General features: G+C 65.1%; 16 protein-coding genes. 10 read left to right on the top strand and 6 right to left on the bottom strand.

Annotation, left to right across the window (positions count from 1 at the left end):
- The 3 genes from H1D44_RS18345 to H1D44_RS18335 form a co-directional block, all read left to right on the top strand.
- On the top strand, window positions 1-222 hold a 222-nt coding region (locus H1D44_RS18345; protein ID WP_181516687.1), incomplete at its 5' end, for a TRAP transporter large permease subunit.
- 15 nt (window positions 223-237) lie between these two features.
- Window positions 238-765 carry a gluconokinase gene (locus H1D44_RS18340; RefSeq protein WP_238984428.1) on the top strand — a complete coding sequence of 176 codons (528 nt, stop codon included), beginning with the start codon at window positions 238-240 and terminating at the stop codon, window positions 763-765.
- Between the two features lie 111 nt (window positions 766-876).
- Entirely contained in the window at window positions 877-1,872 is a 996-nt protein-coding gene (locus H1D44_RS18335; protein WP_181516685.1) for a substrate-binding domain-containing protein, read from the top strand.
- Here H1D44_RS18335 and H1D44_RS18330 read toward each other — a convergent pair.
- The gene (locus H1D44_RS18330; protein WP_338073464.1) at window positions 1,869-2,354 is read right to left on the bottom strand and encodes a RidA family protein; all 486 of its coding nucleotides are present in this window, start codon (window positions 2,352-2,354) and stop codon (window positions 1,869-1,871) included. The genes H1D44_RS18335 and H1D44_RS18330 overlap by 4 nt on opposite strands.
- A 181-nt stretch (window positions 2,355-2,535) precedes the next feature.
- Between H1D44_RS18330 and H1D44_RS18325 the strand changes: the two genes are divergently transcribed.
- From H1D44_RS18325 to H1D44_RS18305, 5 genes are all read left to right on the top strand, one after another.
- A complete protein-coding gene (locus H1D44_RS18325; RefSeq protein WP_181516683.1) occupies window positions 2,536-3,951 on the top strand; it encodes a bifunctional enoyl-CoA hydratase/phosphate acetyltransferase in 1,416 nt (471 codons plus the stop codon).
- Window positions 3,948-5,171 carry an acetate/propionate family kinase gene (locus H1D44_RS18320; RefSeq protein WP_181516682.1) on the top strand — a complete coding sequence of 408 codons (1,224 nt, stop codon included), beginning with the start codon at window positions 3,948-3,950 and terminating at the stop codon, window positions 5,169-5,171. The genes H1D44_RS18325 and H1D44_RS18320 overlap by 4 nt, the downstream gene beginning before the upstream one ends.
- Window positions 5,172-5,282: 111 nt before the next feature.
- On the top strand, window positions 5,283-5,864 hold the full coding sequence (locus tag H1D44_RS18315) for a TetR/AcrR family transcriptional regulator (protein ID WP_181516680.1): 582 nt from the start codon (window positions 5,283-5,285) through the stop codon (window positions 5,862-5,864).
- Window positions 5,865-6,000: 136 nt separating this feature from the next.
- Window positions 6,001-6,648 (top strand): DUF1326 domain-containing protein, encoded by a 648-nt coding sequence (locus tag H1D44_RS18310; protein WP_181516678.1) that lies wholly within the window; start codon window positions 6,001-6,003, stop codon window positions 6,646-6,648.
- On the top strand, window positions 6,645-7,430 hold the full coding sequence (locus H1D44_RS18305; protein ID WP_220128163.1) for a DUF2182 domain-containing protein: 786 nt from the start codon (window positions 6,645-6,647) through the stop codon (window positions 7,428-7,430). Before H1D44_RS18310 ends, H1D44_RS18305 begins: the two co-directional genes overlap by 4 nt.
- 102 nt (window positions 7,431-7,532) lie before the next feature.
- On the opposite strand, the gene H1D44_RS18300 is transcribed toward H1D44_RS18305, so the two are convergent.
- Entirely contained in the window at window positions 7,533-8,927 is a 1,395-nt protein-coding gene (locus H1D44_RS18300; RefSeq protein WP_181516676.1) for an aminotransferase-like domain-containing protein, read from the bottom strand.
- 99 nt (window positions 8,928-9,026) lie between these two features.
- Here H1D44_RS18300 and H1D44_RS18295 point away from each other — a divergent pair, with 99 nt between their 5' ends.
- Window positions 9,027-9,629: a LysE family translocator gene (locus tag H1D44_RS18295; RefSeq protein ID WP_181516674.1), complete on the top strand. Its 603-nt coding sequence runs from the start codon at window positions 9,027-9,029 to the stop codon at window positions 9,627-9,629.
- Window positions 9,630-9,643: 14 nt separating this feature from the next.
- Here H1D44_RS18295 and H1D44_RS18290 read toward each other — a convergent pair whose 3' ends face one another.
- From H1D44_RS18290 to H1D44_RS18275, 4 genes are all read right to left on the bottom strand, one after another.
- Window positions 9,644-10,591 (bottom strand): threonine ammonia-lyase, encoded by a 948-nt coding sequence (locus H1D44_RS18290; RefSeq protein WP_181516672.1) that lies wholly within the window; start codon window positions 10,589-10,591, stop codon window positions 9,644-9,646.
- Between the two features lie 10 nt (window positions 10,592-10,601).
- Window positions 10,602-11,237, bottom strand: a complete 636-nt coding sequence (locus H1D44_RS18285) for an exopolysaccharide biosynthesis protein (RefSeq protein WP_238984429.1) — start codon at window positions 11,235-11,237, stop codon at window positions 10,602-10,604.
- A gap of 54 nt (window positions 11,238-11,291) precedes the next feature.
- On the bottom strand, window positions 11,292-12,197 hold the full coding sequence (locus H1D44_RS18280; RefSeq protein WP_181516670.1) for a cation diffusion facilitator family transporter: 906 nt from the start codon (window positions 12,195-12,197) through the stop codon (window positions 11,292-11,294).
- Between the two features lie 83 nt (window positions 12,198-12,280).
- Window positions 12,281-12,736 (bottom strand): Lrp/AsnC family transcriptional regulator, encoded by a 456-nt coding sequence (locus tag H1D44_RS18275; protein WP_181516669.1) that lies wholly within the window; start codon window positions 12,734-12,736, stop codon window positions 12,281-12,283.
- A gap of 122 nt (window positions 12,737-12,858) precedes the next feature.
- Here H1D44_RS18275 and H1D44_RS18270 point away from each other — a divergent pair, with 122 nt between their 5' ends.
- Window positions 12,859-14,070 carry a methionine gamma-lyase gene (locus tag H1D44_RS18270; protein WP_181516667.1) on the top strand — a complete coding sequence of 404 codons (1,212 nt, stop codon included), beginning with the start codon at window positions 12,859-12,861 and terminating at the stop codon, window positions 14,068-14,070.

Genomic DNA, 14,070 nt, shown 5'->3' with positions numbered 1-14,070 from the left:
TTCGGCGTGCTGATGGCCTTCGTGCTCGGCATCGGCCTGCTCACCCCGCCGGTGGGAACCTGCCTCTACGTGGGCTGCGGCGTGGGGCGAGTGAGCATGGAGCAGCTAGTCAAGGCGATGCTGCCCTACTACGTGGCGCTGCTGATCGTGCTGGCGGTGCTGCTCGCCTTTCCCGGACTCGTGACCTGGCTGCCGGACCTGGCTGCCGTGCGCGGTAACTGAAGACAGGGAGGTCTTGTGAAGGAGGCTACTTACCGCATCGTGGTGATGGGGGTCTCGGGGTCGGGGAAGTCGCATGTCGGTGCGCTGCTGGCCCGCCGCCTCGGTGTCGCCTTCCTCGATGGCGACGATTACCATTCGCCGACCAATGTCGACAAGATGGCCAACGGCATACCGCTCGACGACGACGACCGGCATGAATGGCTCGAGGCGTTGGCAGGGGTCATCGCCGATCATCGCCGTCGCAACGCCGCGCTGGTGCTGGCTTGCTCGGCGCTCAAGCAGCGTTACCGCGAGCGATTGCGGAGCGGCGATCCGGACCTCATCTTCCTGTTTCTCGAGGGAGATCGCGAGCAGTTGCGCCAGCGACTGGCCATCAGGGAAGCGCATTTCTTTCGCGGCGAAGCGATGCTCGACAGCCAGCTCCACGACCTGGAGGCACCCGATGCTCTGGAAGCCGTGGCCTGCCCGATCAGTGACTCGCCCGAGGTCATCGTCGAGACATTTCTCACGGCGCTGTCGGGTGGCTACCGTCGACCCCCTTGAGCCGGAAGCAGGAGACGCAGCAAGGCCGGCCCCGGTTCGGTATGATGCTGGCACGAGCCATCGGCGGTGCCGCTTGGCACGTGCTTCACCACCAGCTGCCAGCGGGGCCTCGTGAAGAAGAAACGACCGACACTCCAGGACATCGCCGACCGGGTCGGGGCAACGAAGATGACCGTCAGCCGCTGCCTGCGCGACCCCGCGACCGTTTCGGAAGGGCTGCGCGAGCGTATCTTCGACGTGGCCGAGCAGGTCGGCTATATCCCCAACCGGGCTCCGGACCTGCTTTCGCGTGCCACCAGCCACTCCATCGGCCTGCTGGTGCCCTCGTTGACCAACCAGGTATTTGCCGACGTGCTGGTGGGCATCGAGGAGGTCACCGAGCCGCTCGGCTACCACCTGATGCTGTCCCACTATGGCTACAGCCAGGAACTGGAAGAGCGCAGCCTGGCGTCGCTGCTCTCCTACAACGTCGACGGCGTGATCCTCTCCGACAGTCATCACACTCGGCGGACCTGCCGCATGCTGGAAACGGCGGGCATACCCACCGTGGAGATCATGGACTCGCTTACCGCCCCACTGCATCAAGCGGTGGGCTACGACAACGTGCGGGCTGCCTACGACATGGTCAGCGCCATGATCGATAAGGGCCGCCGCCGAGTGGTCTATCTCGCCGTGCGGCTCGACCCGCGCACGCTCCAGCGCGAGCAGGGCTACCGCCAGGCCATGCAGGAGCACGGCCTCGAGCCGCTGACCCTGCAGCGCAGCCAGCGCTCCTCCTATACGGTAGGGGCGGCGCTGATGAGCGAGATACTCGAGGAGCATCCCGGTGTCGACGGCATCTTCTGCACCAATGACGACGTAGCGGTGGGGGCCTACTTCGAATGCGTGCGGCGGGGGGTGAAGGTGCCGGAGCAGCTAGGCATTGCCGGCTTCCATGGCCACGACGTGGGCCAGGTGATGTCGCCCCGACTGGCCAGCGTGATCACGCCGCGACAGGCGATCGGTGAGCGCGCGGCGAGGGAGCTGCTGGCACGCATTCGCGGCGAGCTGCCAGCAACGCACTGCATCGACCTGGGGTATCGCATCGAGTCGGGAATGACGCTCTAGGTCCGTGTACCTTCAGGCGGGGAATCGCCTCCTTCCGATTGGCTGCCCGTATCCTCCTTGGCGTCGGCTTGTGCCTGGGTTCTCGGCTCTGGTTCTACCGCCGGCTGGCGCGCCACCAGGGTAATCTCGACGTTGGAGCCGCCGCTCAGGCGCGGCGACTCGGTGCAGGTTCGAGCCGGGTAGCCTGGCGGCTCGAAGAACTCGGCGTAGGCGGCATCCATGGTGTGGATGGTATCCAGGTTGGTCAGGTGAACGTCCACCCGAACCACATCGGCCAGCGAAGCGCCGGCATACTCGAGCATGCGCGACAGGCGCCGCATCACCCAGCGTGTCTCTTCGGCGATGTCGCCCAGCACGGCCTCGCCTCCCTGGATGTCCGTCGCCGTGAGACCGGAAAAGAAGATGTAGTGACCATCCATGACGATATGGCTACCCGGGAAGACCGGAACGGCAAGCGTCGGGTCGTTGAGGAAGCGGTGCATGGTGATTGGGCCTCGAAGTCGTGTTGGCGTCCCTGATCATTGTGGCGCCTTCTAATCGCGGTGCAAGGAGGCTTGCCTTCGGCATGCTGGTGTCCGATGCTAACGGCGGTGGCATGCTGCGCTGCAGTAGGCCAGGCACGCCTCCTCATTACCCCGATACTGAACGCACAAGGCATAGCGCATGGAACGACAGGTCCCGGTAGACGACGGCTACATCGAGAATCGTACCTTCGATGAGATCCAGCTAGGAGACAGCGCTTCGCTGGAAAAGCGATTGACGCTCGACGATATCAAGCTGTTCGCGATCATGTCGGGCGATATCAACCCCTCGCATCTCGATGAAGACTACGCCAAGAGCACCCGCTTCCAGGAAATCATTGCTCACGGCATGTGGGGCGGCGCGCTGATCTCCACCGTCCTGGGCACGGAGCTGCCGGGCCCGGGGACCATTTACCTGGGACAGACCCTGCGTTTTCACAAGCCGGTCAGGCTGGGCGATATCCTGCTGGTGAGCGTGCGCGTCAAGAGCAAGGATGACCAGCGCAAGCGCATCGTCTTCGCCTGCCTGTGTACCAACCAGAACGGCGAAACCGTCATCGAGGGCGAAGCGGAGGTGCAGGCGCCCACCAGCAAGGTGCGTCGTCCACGGGCCGTGCTGCCGCGGGTAAGGCTCGCCGAGAGAGCGCACCTGCACGAAATGCTCAGCGCTGCGGAGCACCCTTCGCCGGTGCGCATGGCGGTGGTGCACCCCGTGGACGAGGTTTCGATCATGGGGGCCTATGAATCGGCGCGCCAGGGGCTCATCCATCCGGTGCTGGTGGGGCCGCGGGCCAAGATCCATGCGGCTGCCGAAGCCGCCGGTATCGATATCTCCGAGTTCGAACTTATCGACGTGGCGCATAGTCATGCAGCCGCGGCAGAGGCCGTGGCGCTAGCCAGGGCAGGGCGCGTGGAAGCGCTGATGAAGGGCTCGCTGCACACCAACGAACTGCTGCACGAGGTGGTCAAGCGCGACACCGGGCTGCGCACCGAGCGTTGCCTGAGCCATGTCATGGCCTTCGATGTGCCGACCTATCCCAGGCCGCTGTTCATCACCGATGCGGCGATCAACATCTACCCGACGCTGGCCGACAAGAAGGACATCGTGCAGAACGCCATCGGTCTGGCCCATGCGGTGGGCAACGAGTCGCCCCGGGTGGCCATCCTTTCGGCGGTGGAGACGGTCAACCCCAAGATCGCCTCGACCCTGGAGGCCGCCGCCCTGTGCAAGATGGCTGAACGGGGCCAGATCCACGGCGGCATCCTCGACGGTCCGCTGGCATTCGACAATGCGGTTTCCGAAGCGGCGGCGGCCGCCAAGGGGATCGTTTCGCCGGTGGCGGGCCGGGCCGACATCCTGGTGGCGCCCGACCTGGAGTCGGCCAACATGCTGATGAAACAGCTGACCTACCTCGCCGATGCCACCGGCGCGGGGCTGGTGGTGGGTGCACGGGTCCCCATCGTGCTGACCAGCCGCGCCGATGACGCCATCACGCGCATGGCGTCCTGTGCCCTGGCGTTGCTGGTGGCAGAGCAACAGAAGAAGGTTCAGGTATGAGCGGCGAGATTCTGGTCGTCAACAGCGGCTCTTCGAGCCTCAAGTTCGCCGTCTTCGCGGCAAGCCGTACGGACTCTCCCCAGGCCATGTCGCTGCGCTGCCGCGGTCAGTTCTCCGGACTTGGCAACCATGCGCGAGTGGAGCTGAAGGAGGGGTTCGGTGGCGGGCTGGGCGAGGCACACGACAGTGCGCTGCGTGACGTCCCGCCCATGCTGGATCACGATGGAGCGCTGGCCAGGCTGCTGGCGTGGGTCGAGGCGAACCCGGCGCTGGGCGATCTTCACGCCGTAGGCCATCGCATCGTTCATGGCGGTGCCCATTACCGCGCGCCGGTGCGGCTCGATCAGGCTCGCCTGGAAGTACTGGAATCCCTGGTGGAGCTGGCACCGCTGCACCAGCCCTTTGGCCTGGCGCCGGTACGCGCCCTGGCCAGCATGCGCCCGGAACTCCCTCAAGTGGCCTGCTTCGATACCGCCTTTCATGCCAGCCAGCCACCTCAAGCCCAGACCTTTCCACTGCCGCGGCGCTATCGCGAGCAGGGCGTGATCCGCTACGGCTTTCACGGCCTCTCTTTCGATTTCGTCAGTCGCAAGCTGGCTGAGCAGGTCTCGCGGCACGGCGGGGCGCTGCCCCGGGGCCGGGCCATCATTGCCCATCTGGGCAATGGGGCGAGTCTTTGCGCCGTGCGCGACGGCAAGAGCGTGGCGGCCACCACCGGCTTTACCGCGGTGGAAGGGCTGATGATGGGCACCCGCAGCGGCAGCCTCGACCCCGGTCTGGTGCTGCACCTCATCCTGCAGGAGGGCATGTCCGCCGAGGCGGTGCAGCGCATGCTCTACAAGGAGTCCGGTCTGCTGGGCATCTCCGGCATCAGCGGCGACATGCGCGAGCTGCTGGCCAGCCAGGCGAGCGAGGCGGCCGAGGCCATCGAGCTGTTCGTCTACCGCATCGTGCGCGAGATTGGCAGCCTGGCGGCTGCTCTTGGCGGGCTCGACCACCTCGTCTTCACCGCCGGTATCGGCGAGCGAGCTGCGCCGGTGCGCGCAGGCGTGGCACAGGGCTGCGAGTGGCTCGGTGCCCGCCTCGACCCCGATGCCAACGCGGCCCACGCCACCGATATCGCAGCCCCGGGAAGCAGCCTGGGCCTGTGGGTCATTCCCACCGACGAAGAGCGCATGATCGCCTGGTACACCGCCGCCGAGCTGACGCGTCAGGCCTGATCGCGCAAAAAGCATCCCACGAGTCACCACCTGCCCAGGCTCGCCGCAGCCTGGCTTGACGCTGCGGGTTCTTGGTCTACGATTAATAGACCGGTCGGTCTAGGGGGAACAATGGCTCTCACCACGAGGGAACGGCTGCTCGAAACCGGGCTGTCGATGCTGCTGGAGCATGGCTACAACGACCTCGGCATCCAGGCGCTGCTGCAGCAAACGGGCGTGCCCAAGGGGTCGTTCTACCACCACTTCAGCAGCAAGGAAGATTTTGCCTTGCACGTCATCGACCGCTACATGCAGGAGGTGCACCAGGGGCTCGAACTGGCCCTGCAGGATCCCACGCTGCAGCCCTTGGAGCGAGCCCGACGCTTCTTCGAACTGTCGCAGGAAAAGTACCGCCGAGATGGCTATCTGGGATGCATGCTCGGAGCGTTGGGCCAGGAGCTCTCCGGTATCAACCCGACCTTTGCACGCAAGATCGAGAGCTGCTTTTCGGTGGTGACGCGACACATTGCGGGATGCCTCGAGCAGGCAAGAGAGCAGGGCCAACTGGCGCCCGATGCCGATCCCGTGGAGATGGCCAACCTGTTGTTGAACTGCTGGGAAGGGGCTGCACTGCGCAGCCGTTTACTGCGGGACCCGGCACCGCTGGACCGAATGCTGGATTTCTACTTTGCAGCGGCGACTCGCAGCGCTTGAGCGTCTCGGGTTGCCAGGGAAGTGGTTGTAGTGGAACAGCCTGTGGAGCGAAGAGACCTGGTGATTCAGGCTTCGTATGCGTTCCCAAGCCGGGTGTCGCCAGGTTAACCCATCCCATTGCAGGTGGAGGTGAACCATGGCAACAACAATGACAACGCCGGCGGCAACCAAGGCAGGCTATCGTCTCGAGGGCACGATGCTGGAAATCTGCTCGTGTGCCGTGCCCTGTCCATGCTTTCTCGGCGAAGACCCGGACGGTAACGAATGTTTCGGCGTGATTGCCTTCAAGTTGGAAAGCGGGCAGGCGCGAGGTGTCGACGTTTCGGGTCTGTCACTGATGAATGTGGCGCACATACCGGGCAACGCGCTGGCCGGTGGCTGGCGCTCGGTGATCCTGGTCGACAGCGCTGCAGATGACGATCAGTATGCGGCGCTTCTGGATGCTTTCAGCGGCAAGCTGGGCGGCCCGCTGGCCGACTTGGCAGGGCTGGTCGGGGAGGTGGTAGCGGTCGAGCGCGTTCCGATCAGCCATGAGGCGCATCAGGTCGAAGGGCGGCTCCAGGTGGAAGGCATGGTCGTGGCGGAAATCGCGCCGATCCAGTCCTCGCCGGATGGTACCACGGCCACGATCCAGGACAGCGCCTTCACCACGGTCAAGGGCGCGCCGGCTTATCTTGGCAAGTCGCGCCGCTATCGGGTCAGCATGCCCCAGCATGGCATGAGCTGGAGCCACGATGGGCAAAATGCCATCCAGACCGCCTGGAAGATGGAGTTCGAGCCGTGAGCGCTGCGGTCGGGCGGCAGCCCGGCTGGCTCTCGATGCCAGTGCTCGTGGGCTTGATTGGCCTGGCATGGCTGCTGGCCATCGTGGCCGAGCTGACCGGCAAGGTGCAGTGGGTGCATCACCATCAGCTGGTCGTCGACGACATGGCGCTCTGGTTCAGCTTGATCCTGTTTCTGCTTGCCTGGCAGCTGCACATCGCCGCCATGATGCTGCCCTCAGCGCTGCCAATGGTCGGGCTGTTTCGCCAAGCGGCCGCCGGACAGCCGAATCCGGGCTTGGTGCAGGCCTGTTTCCTCGGCGGCTACCTGGTCGTCTGGACCCTGTTCGGTGTACTGGCCCTGCTGGCTGACACCCTGCTCGGTGCCTCAGCGTCGAGTTGGCACTGGCTGATGCACCGCCCCGAGTGGCTGATGGGCGGTGCGCTCTTGCTGGCCGGGGGCTTTCAGTTCACGTCGCTCAAGTCGCGCTGCCTGGACAAATGTCGCCAGCCGCGCGCTTTCCTGCTGGCCCATTACCGACGTGGCCTGGGTGGCGCCACTGCGCTTGGGGTGCGCCACGGCATGTTCTGTGTGGGATGCTGCTGGGCGCTGATGCTGGTGATGTTCGTGGTCGGCATCGCCAACCTGGCCTGGATGGCACCTTTGGCCGCGCTCATGATCTACGAGAAGGTAGGGCGACACGGAGAAAGGGTCGTGCGCCCGGCGGGTGTCGGCCTGCTTCTGCTGGGTCTCTTTTTCATCCTCGGCCCGGGGTGGATGTCAGCGCCGTCACACATGCACTGAAGGCAGACACGCGGCCGCTCCCGTTTCTCGGGAGCGGCCGCGTCCTGCAAACCGCTGGGTCATCGCTGAAGCACGATGTTCAAGCTGGCTCAGCCGGGCTTGCTATAGCGTCTGCCATGGGGCGGCAGGCGGCTCGGCGAGCAGTTCGGCCACGCTGTCCAGAGCCTGGCTCAGGGCCTCCCGCGTGTGCGCGGCACTCAGGCACAGGCGCAGCGCCTGGGGGGCCGGTTCGCTGCCCACGCAGAAGGGCTCTGCACTGTTGACCAGAATATTGCGCTGTGACAAGGCTTCCACCAGCACGGCGCTGCGCAGCCCTTCTGGAAGCGGCAGCCAGAGGTTGGCGCCGTGGGGTCGGCCCCCCGGGGCATATGCCGCCAGACGCTGGCGGGCCAGCCGCTGACGCTCGCCCAGCTCTACGAACAGCCAGTCGAGCAGGGCGCGGCTGTCTTCGCTGGCCACCCAGCGGCACACCGCCTCGACCATTAGCGGGGGCACCATCCAGCTCTGGGCGCGCAGCGCAGCTCCCAGGCGCCCGAGCAGCATCGCCGGGGCGCGCAAGGTGCCGATGCGTAGCCCGCCGGCGAGCACCTTCGACGTGCTGAAGATGAACAGCGTCCGTTCCGGAGCCAGCCGATAGACGGGGGTACCGCGCTCGGCATCCGGCAGATACTGCACCCCGTCCTCAACGATCCAGAAGTCGTGCTGGCGCGCCAAGGCGGCCAGTTGCTCGCGCCGACTCTCGCTCATCGGCGTGCCGGTCGGGTTGTTCTGGTCGGGAGTGACATACACCAGCCGTGGCGGCTGTTGAGCACAGAGCCTGGCAAGGGCATCGATGTCCATGCCTTGCGTGTCCATCGGCACCCCGACCAGCTTGAGGTGGGCCTGGCTGGCGGCGCTGATCAGGCCGGGGTAGGTCAGCACGTCGGCGGCGATGCGCTCTCCCGGGCGGGTCAGCGCCTGCAACGCCAGGCTGATGCCATGCTGGCCGCCCTGGGTCACCAGCAGCGAGTCGGCGTCTGCAGGCATGCCCAGCTCGGTCATCCAGGCGGCCAGCTGCTCACGGTGAGCAGGCACGCCGCGGTCCGGCTGATAGTCGACCGAGCGCTGCAGCACCCATGGATCATCGGCGATCTCGTGGAGCATACGCCCGAGCGATGCGGCGCGCAGCGGATGCGGCGGCGGCAGGCTCAGGCTGAGGTCGATGGTGCCATCCTCGAGGGGTCGGCTGGCAAGGAAATCCTGGGCGCCGGAAGCCTCGGTCCCCCGGACGAAGGTGCCGCTGCCAACCCTGGCGACGACGAGGCCCTGACGCTCGGCTTCGGCATAGGCCCGGGTCACGGTGCCTACCGTGATGCCGAGGCGGTCGGCCAACTGACGCTGCGGCGGCAGCTTGTGGCCGGGGACGAGCGTGCCTTCCTGGATCGCCATGCCGATGGCATCGGCGATGACACGGTAGCGCACACCTTCGGCCGGTAGCTGGGGAACCCATATTGTCATGGTGACAATAAAACCTTTGACGCCAATATTGACGAGATTATGCTGAGAATTGTGCGCACAGTTCAAGCAAAAATCAATAATTGTATGGGTGCAAATAGAATGGAAGCTTTGGCGTTTCTCGGGCCGGCGGCCCTCTACATGATCTCGATGACCATCACCCCCGGACCCAACAACGTGATGCTCACGGCCTCGGGCGCCAACTATGGCTTCATGCGCACGCTGCCGCACATGTTCGGCATTCTTGGTGGATGTTTCCTGCTCTTCGCCGGTATCGCCCTGGGGCTGGGGATCATTTTCGAGCGCTATCCGGCGGTCCAGATGACCTTGCGCATCATCGGCAGTGCCTATCTGCTCTATCTTGCCTGGAAGATCGCCACGGCTCCGCCCCCCGACCTGAGGCTAAAGGGCGAGGGCAAGCCGCTCAGTTTCCTCCAGGCGGCAGCCTTTCAGTTCGCCAACCCCAAGGCATGGGTCATGGGGCTGGCGCTGATGGCGGGGTTTCTTCCTGAGGGCGGCGACCCGATTGTCAATGCCCTGCTGCTGGCGGCCTTTGCCGAAATCGTGGCACTGCCGTGCATTGCAGTCTGGGCAGGATTCGGCATGGCTCTCGGCCAGTGGCTCGATACTCCCCGCGCCTGGCGCATCTTCAACTGGACCATGGGCGGACTGACCGCTGCCTGCGTGATTTTCATCCTGGGGTGAGCGGGCCTGCTTGACTAGATGAACGCTTCCAGCTCCTCGCGGCTCATGTTGCCGCCGGTGATCACCACAACGACTTCGCCTTCAGGTGGCAGTGACACGGCCTCCTCGAGCAGGGCGGCAACCCCCACGGCAGCGCCAGGCTCGGCGGCAAGCTTGGCCTGGTAGAGCAGGTGGTGCATGCCGCGGCCGATGGCGGCATCGTCAACCTGTACCAGCGTCTGGGTGGTTTCGCGGCATATCCGATAGGTATGTTCGCCGACGATAGCGGCGCCGAGGCTCTTGGCACAGGTGTCCACCGCTTTCAGCCGCGCGGCTGCGCCCCTGGTCCAGGCCTCGGCCATGCTCGCAGCTCCGCTGGGCTCCACGCCTATCATGGCGAGATCGGGCCGAAGTGCCGCCGCTGCCGAGCCGATGCCGGAGATCAGGCCACCACCGCCCACCGGGCAGAGAATGGCCGATGCCTGGGGAGCCTGTTCGAGAATCTCCAGGCCCACCGTGCCCTGCCCGGCGATGATGCGCTCGTCATCGTAGGGGTGCACCAGAGTCAGGCCGCGCTCCTCGACCAGCCGATGCATCAGCTCCCATGCTGCATTGATGTCGCCGTGAAGGATCACCTCGGCGCCCAGCGCGCGGCTGCCGTCCACCTTGAACTGGCTGGCACTCTCCGGCATGACGATGGTCACCGGCACGCCGACCTGGCCCGCTGCCCAGGCCAGGCCCAGGGCGTGATTGCCTGCAGACACCGCCCCCAGTCCGCCGGACAGCTCCTCGCGACTGGCGCTGCGAACCCAGTTCAGGCCACCGCGCGGCTTGAACGAGCCGGTGCGCTGGAACAGCTCGCCCTTGAGCCATACCCGCCTGCCGAGCTGGTCCGACAGTGCGTGGTCGAGCAGCAGCGGCGTCGGCAAGAGCGTGTCCGAGATGCGGTGCTGGGCTTGCTGAAGGGTATCGAGCGGGAGCATGGCGGGGCTCCTACAGCAGGTTATAGAAGATGGTGAACAGGCTGGTGCCGGTGACGATGAAACCCAGGATCGACAGCAGGCCGTCGCGTGCCATGATGGCCAGGCCGAATAGCGTCAGTGCGACACCGGCGATGTTCACGGTCAGGGGCACCAACTCCATGGGCGGCATGGCCATGGCCAGCACGAAGCAGGCCAGGGCGGTCAACTGCATGCCCCGGGTGCCGGTCATGAACGAGATGCGGTGGCGAACCAGGCGATCGATCATGCGTGAGGGCTTGTGCATCCAGCCAAGCCCCTTGTGCACCTTGTCGCTGGAAAGCTCGCGATTGCGCAGCCAGGCCGGCAGCCAGAACGTGCGACGCCCGATCAGCAGCTGCCCGCAGACCAGAAAAGTGAAAAAGCCCATCAGCGACGGCACGCCAGGAATGCCGCTGATTACCGGCGCCAGCGTCACCATGCCGGCGAGCAGCAGTAGCGGGCCGAAGGAGCGGCGCCCGGTGGCTTCCAGGACGTCGTCGAAGCGCAGCTTGCCGGATGGCGTCTCGATCGCCTCGACGGTATCCAGCAGTTCGATCAGGTTGTGCGGTTCCGTCGGCTCTCTTTCACCCTCTTCCTTGAGTTCTCCCATGGTTTCCTCGGTCAGCATGGCTCGCGCTCGGCTCGGTGTTCGACTCTTCCCCCAGCATAGCTCCTCGGTCGGCTACGCCCAGCGCGGGTCGGCAGTGAAGGCCACCGTGAACCAGCGCCGTTCCGGTGGAGGGCTGAGCTTCGCGGCAATTTCCTCGCGGATCTCGTCGAGCACGGCGATGCCTCGCCCGGCGGCGAACTCGGGCGTGGTGACGATGTGGATCTCGATATAGTGGCCACGTCCCGCCTTGGCGACGTGGCTGAAGTACTCGATCAGCCCCTCGCGCTGCATCACCGGCTGCATGGCGGAATGAACTTCGCGGTCGATGTTGTTGGGAGCGATCAGCAGGATTTCGCGTAGGGCGCGCCTGACGATTCCTACCGGCACAGGCATGAAGCATGCCGTCAGCAATACCAGCAGCAGCGAGTCGATATAGCGTGTCAGCGGCTCCCACTCGGTGCCCTGCATCAGCAGGCCGATGCCGAAAGCGACCAGCAGGGAGGTGGTGATGAGTGCAGCCATCAGCCAGCCCTGCATATCGATACGCACGAACTCCGAGTCGGCACGGCGATTGATGCGCCGCTGATAGAACACCATGGCATAGCAGATCGACGCGACGACGACCGCGTAGGCGATGGCCACGTCGAAGGCCAGCGGCTGGCCGCCCTCCATCAGCCCCTGCACGGCATTGAGGAAGGCGTAGAAGCAGAGCAGCATGAGGATGCTGCCGTTGAGTGCGGCCACCAGCGGCTCCAGATGCCAGTAGCCGTGCTGGAAGCGCTGGCTGGCTTCACGGACGGCGAGACGGGCGACCAGCAGGGCGAGCGCCGACATGGCGGCGTCGATGGTGGAAAACACCCCGTCGAAGAGGATCGACTGGGAACCGGCCATCAGGCCGAAACCGACACCCAGGGCCGAGACCACCAGGGTGAAGACGATGGATACCTTGAGTGCGCGCTGCTCGAGAGAGGCTTGCATGTGAGTTCACCGGAACGCAAAACCTCCCATCTTAGCCGAGCGCGGGCCGCGAGGGGAGATGTCTTGCAGACTGGCCATGATCTTCACTTGCGCGGCAGCGCTGGCGCTTGCTTGACCACACCGAAAGCGAAGCTGGTGTCGATGGAGCCGATGCCGGGAATGGTATGCAGGGTTTCGCGCATGAAGCGCTCATAGTCTTCGAGGCTCGTCGCCACCACCCGCAGCTGATAATCGCTTTGTCCGGTAAGGACGAAGCAGTCGAGGATCTCGTCGATCTCCCTAATCCTGCGCTCGAAACGGGTCACCGTCTCCTTGTCGTGGCGAGCCAGCGAGATGCGGGTGAATACGGTGAGCGGATAGCCATAGGCCTTCTGATCCACCAGGGCCGTATAGCCGCGGATCACCCCCGCCTCCTCAAGCCGCCGTACCCGCCTCAGGCAGGGGGAAGGCGAGAGGTTTACGCGCTGGGCCAGATCCTGGTTGCTCAGCCGGCCATCCAGTTGCAGCTCATGCACTATCCTGCGGTCGGTCTTGTCCATGTCGTGTGCTCTTTGAAATAATATTGCTTAACTTAGGCTAATTGGAGCAATAAAAGAAAGAAAATACTCCGCTTCAAGGCATACGATGAATGCACAACAAGTCACCGTGCAGGAGTCGCGTCATGCAGCAGGATCAGGGGCAGCGCTATCCGGGATTTGCCACCCGTGCCATTCACGCCGGCTACGACCCGCTGGACGAGCAGGGAGCGCTCACCCCGCCGCTCCATGTCACCTCCACCTTCGCCTTCGGCAGCGTCGAGGAGGGGGCTGCGCGCTTCGCCGGTGAAGCGCCCGGGCACTTCTATTCGCGTGTTTCCAACCCGACCGTGGCGCTGCTTGAGCAGCGCATGGCCAGCCTGGAGGGCGCCGAAGCCGGCCTGGCCACCGCTTCCGGCATGGGCGCCATCACGGCGCTGATGTGGAGCTTGCTGCGCCCCGGCGACGAGCTGATCGCCGATAGCCATCTCTACGGCTGCACCCACGCGTTCTTCCATCATGGACTCACCGAGTTCGGCATTCGCGTGCGTCACGTGGACCTCTCCGACCCGGCTGCGCTCGAGGCGGCGATCAGCGCCAGCACCAAGGTCGTCTACTTCGAAACGCCGGCCAACCCGACCATGCGCCTGGTGGATATCGAGGCGATCAGTCATGTCGCCCACCGCCACGCGGCGCAGGTGGTGGTGGACAACACCTACGCGACGCCGGCCATCACGCGACCCGTAGAGCTCGGCGCAGACTTCGTCGTTCACTCCGCCACCAAATACCTGGGCGGCCATGGCGATCTGGTGGCCGGCATCCTGGTGGGGCGCGAGGAGGCGGTGCAGCAGGTGCGGCTCACCGGCCTCAAGGATTTCACCGGCGCAGTGATGTCACCTTTCACCGCGTTTCTGGTCATGCGCGGCCTGAAGACGCTGGAGCTGCGCATGCAGCGCCAGTCGGCCTCGGCGTTGGAGGTGGCCCGCTGGCTCGAACGGCAGCCTCAGGTCCGCTGCGTCCACTATCCCGGCCTCGAGAGCTTCCCCCAACACGACCTGGCCCGTCGACAGATGCGCGACTTCAGCGGCGTTATCGCGTTCGAACTCACCGGCGGCCTGGATGCCGGGCGCAAGCTGATGAACGGTCTCGGGCTGATCCGGCGAGCGGTGTCGCTGGGCGACGCCGAAAGCCTGATCCAGCATCCGGCCAGCATGACTCACTCGGTGCTGACGCCCGAGGAGCGTGCCGAACACGGTATTTCGGACGAGCTGGTACGGCTCTCCGTCGGCCTCGAGACACCGGGCGACTTGCTCGATGACCTTGGCCAGGCACTTGCCGGACTATCGGCAGCAGGCTGA

The organism is Billgrantia kenyensis (assembly GCF_013697085.1).
Lineage (GTDB): Bacteria > Pseudomonadota > Gammaproteobacteria > Pseudomonadales > Halomonadaceae > Halomonas > Halomonas kenyensis.
Note: the sequence above shows the minus strand (reverse complement) of the source record. Positions and strands in the feature narration are given on the sequence as shown.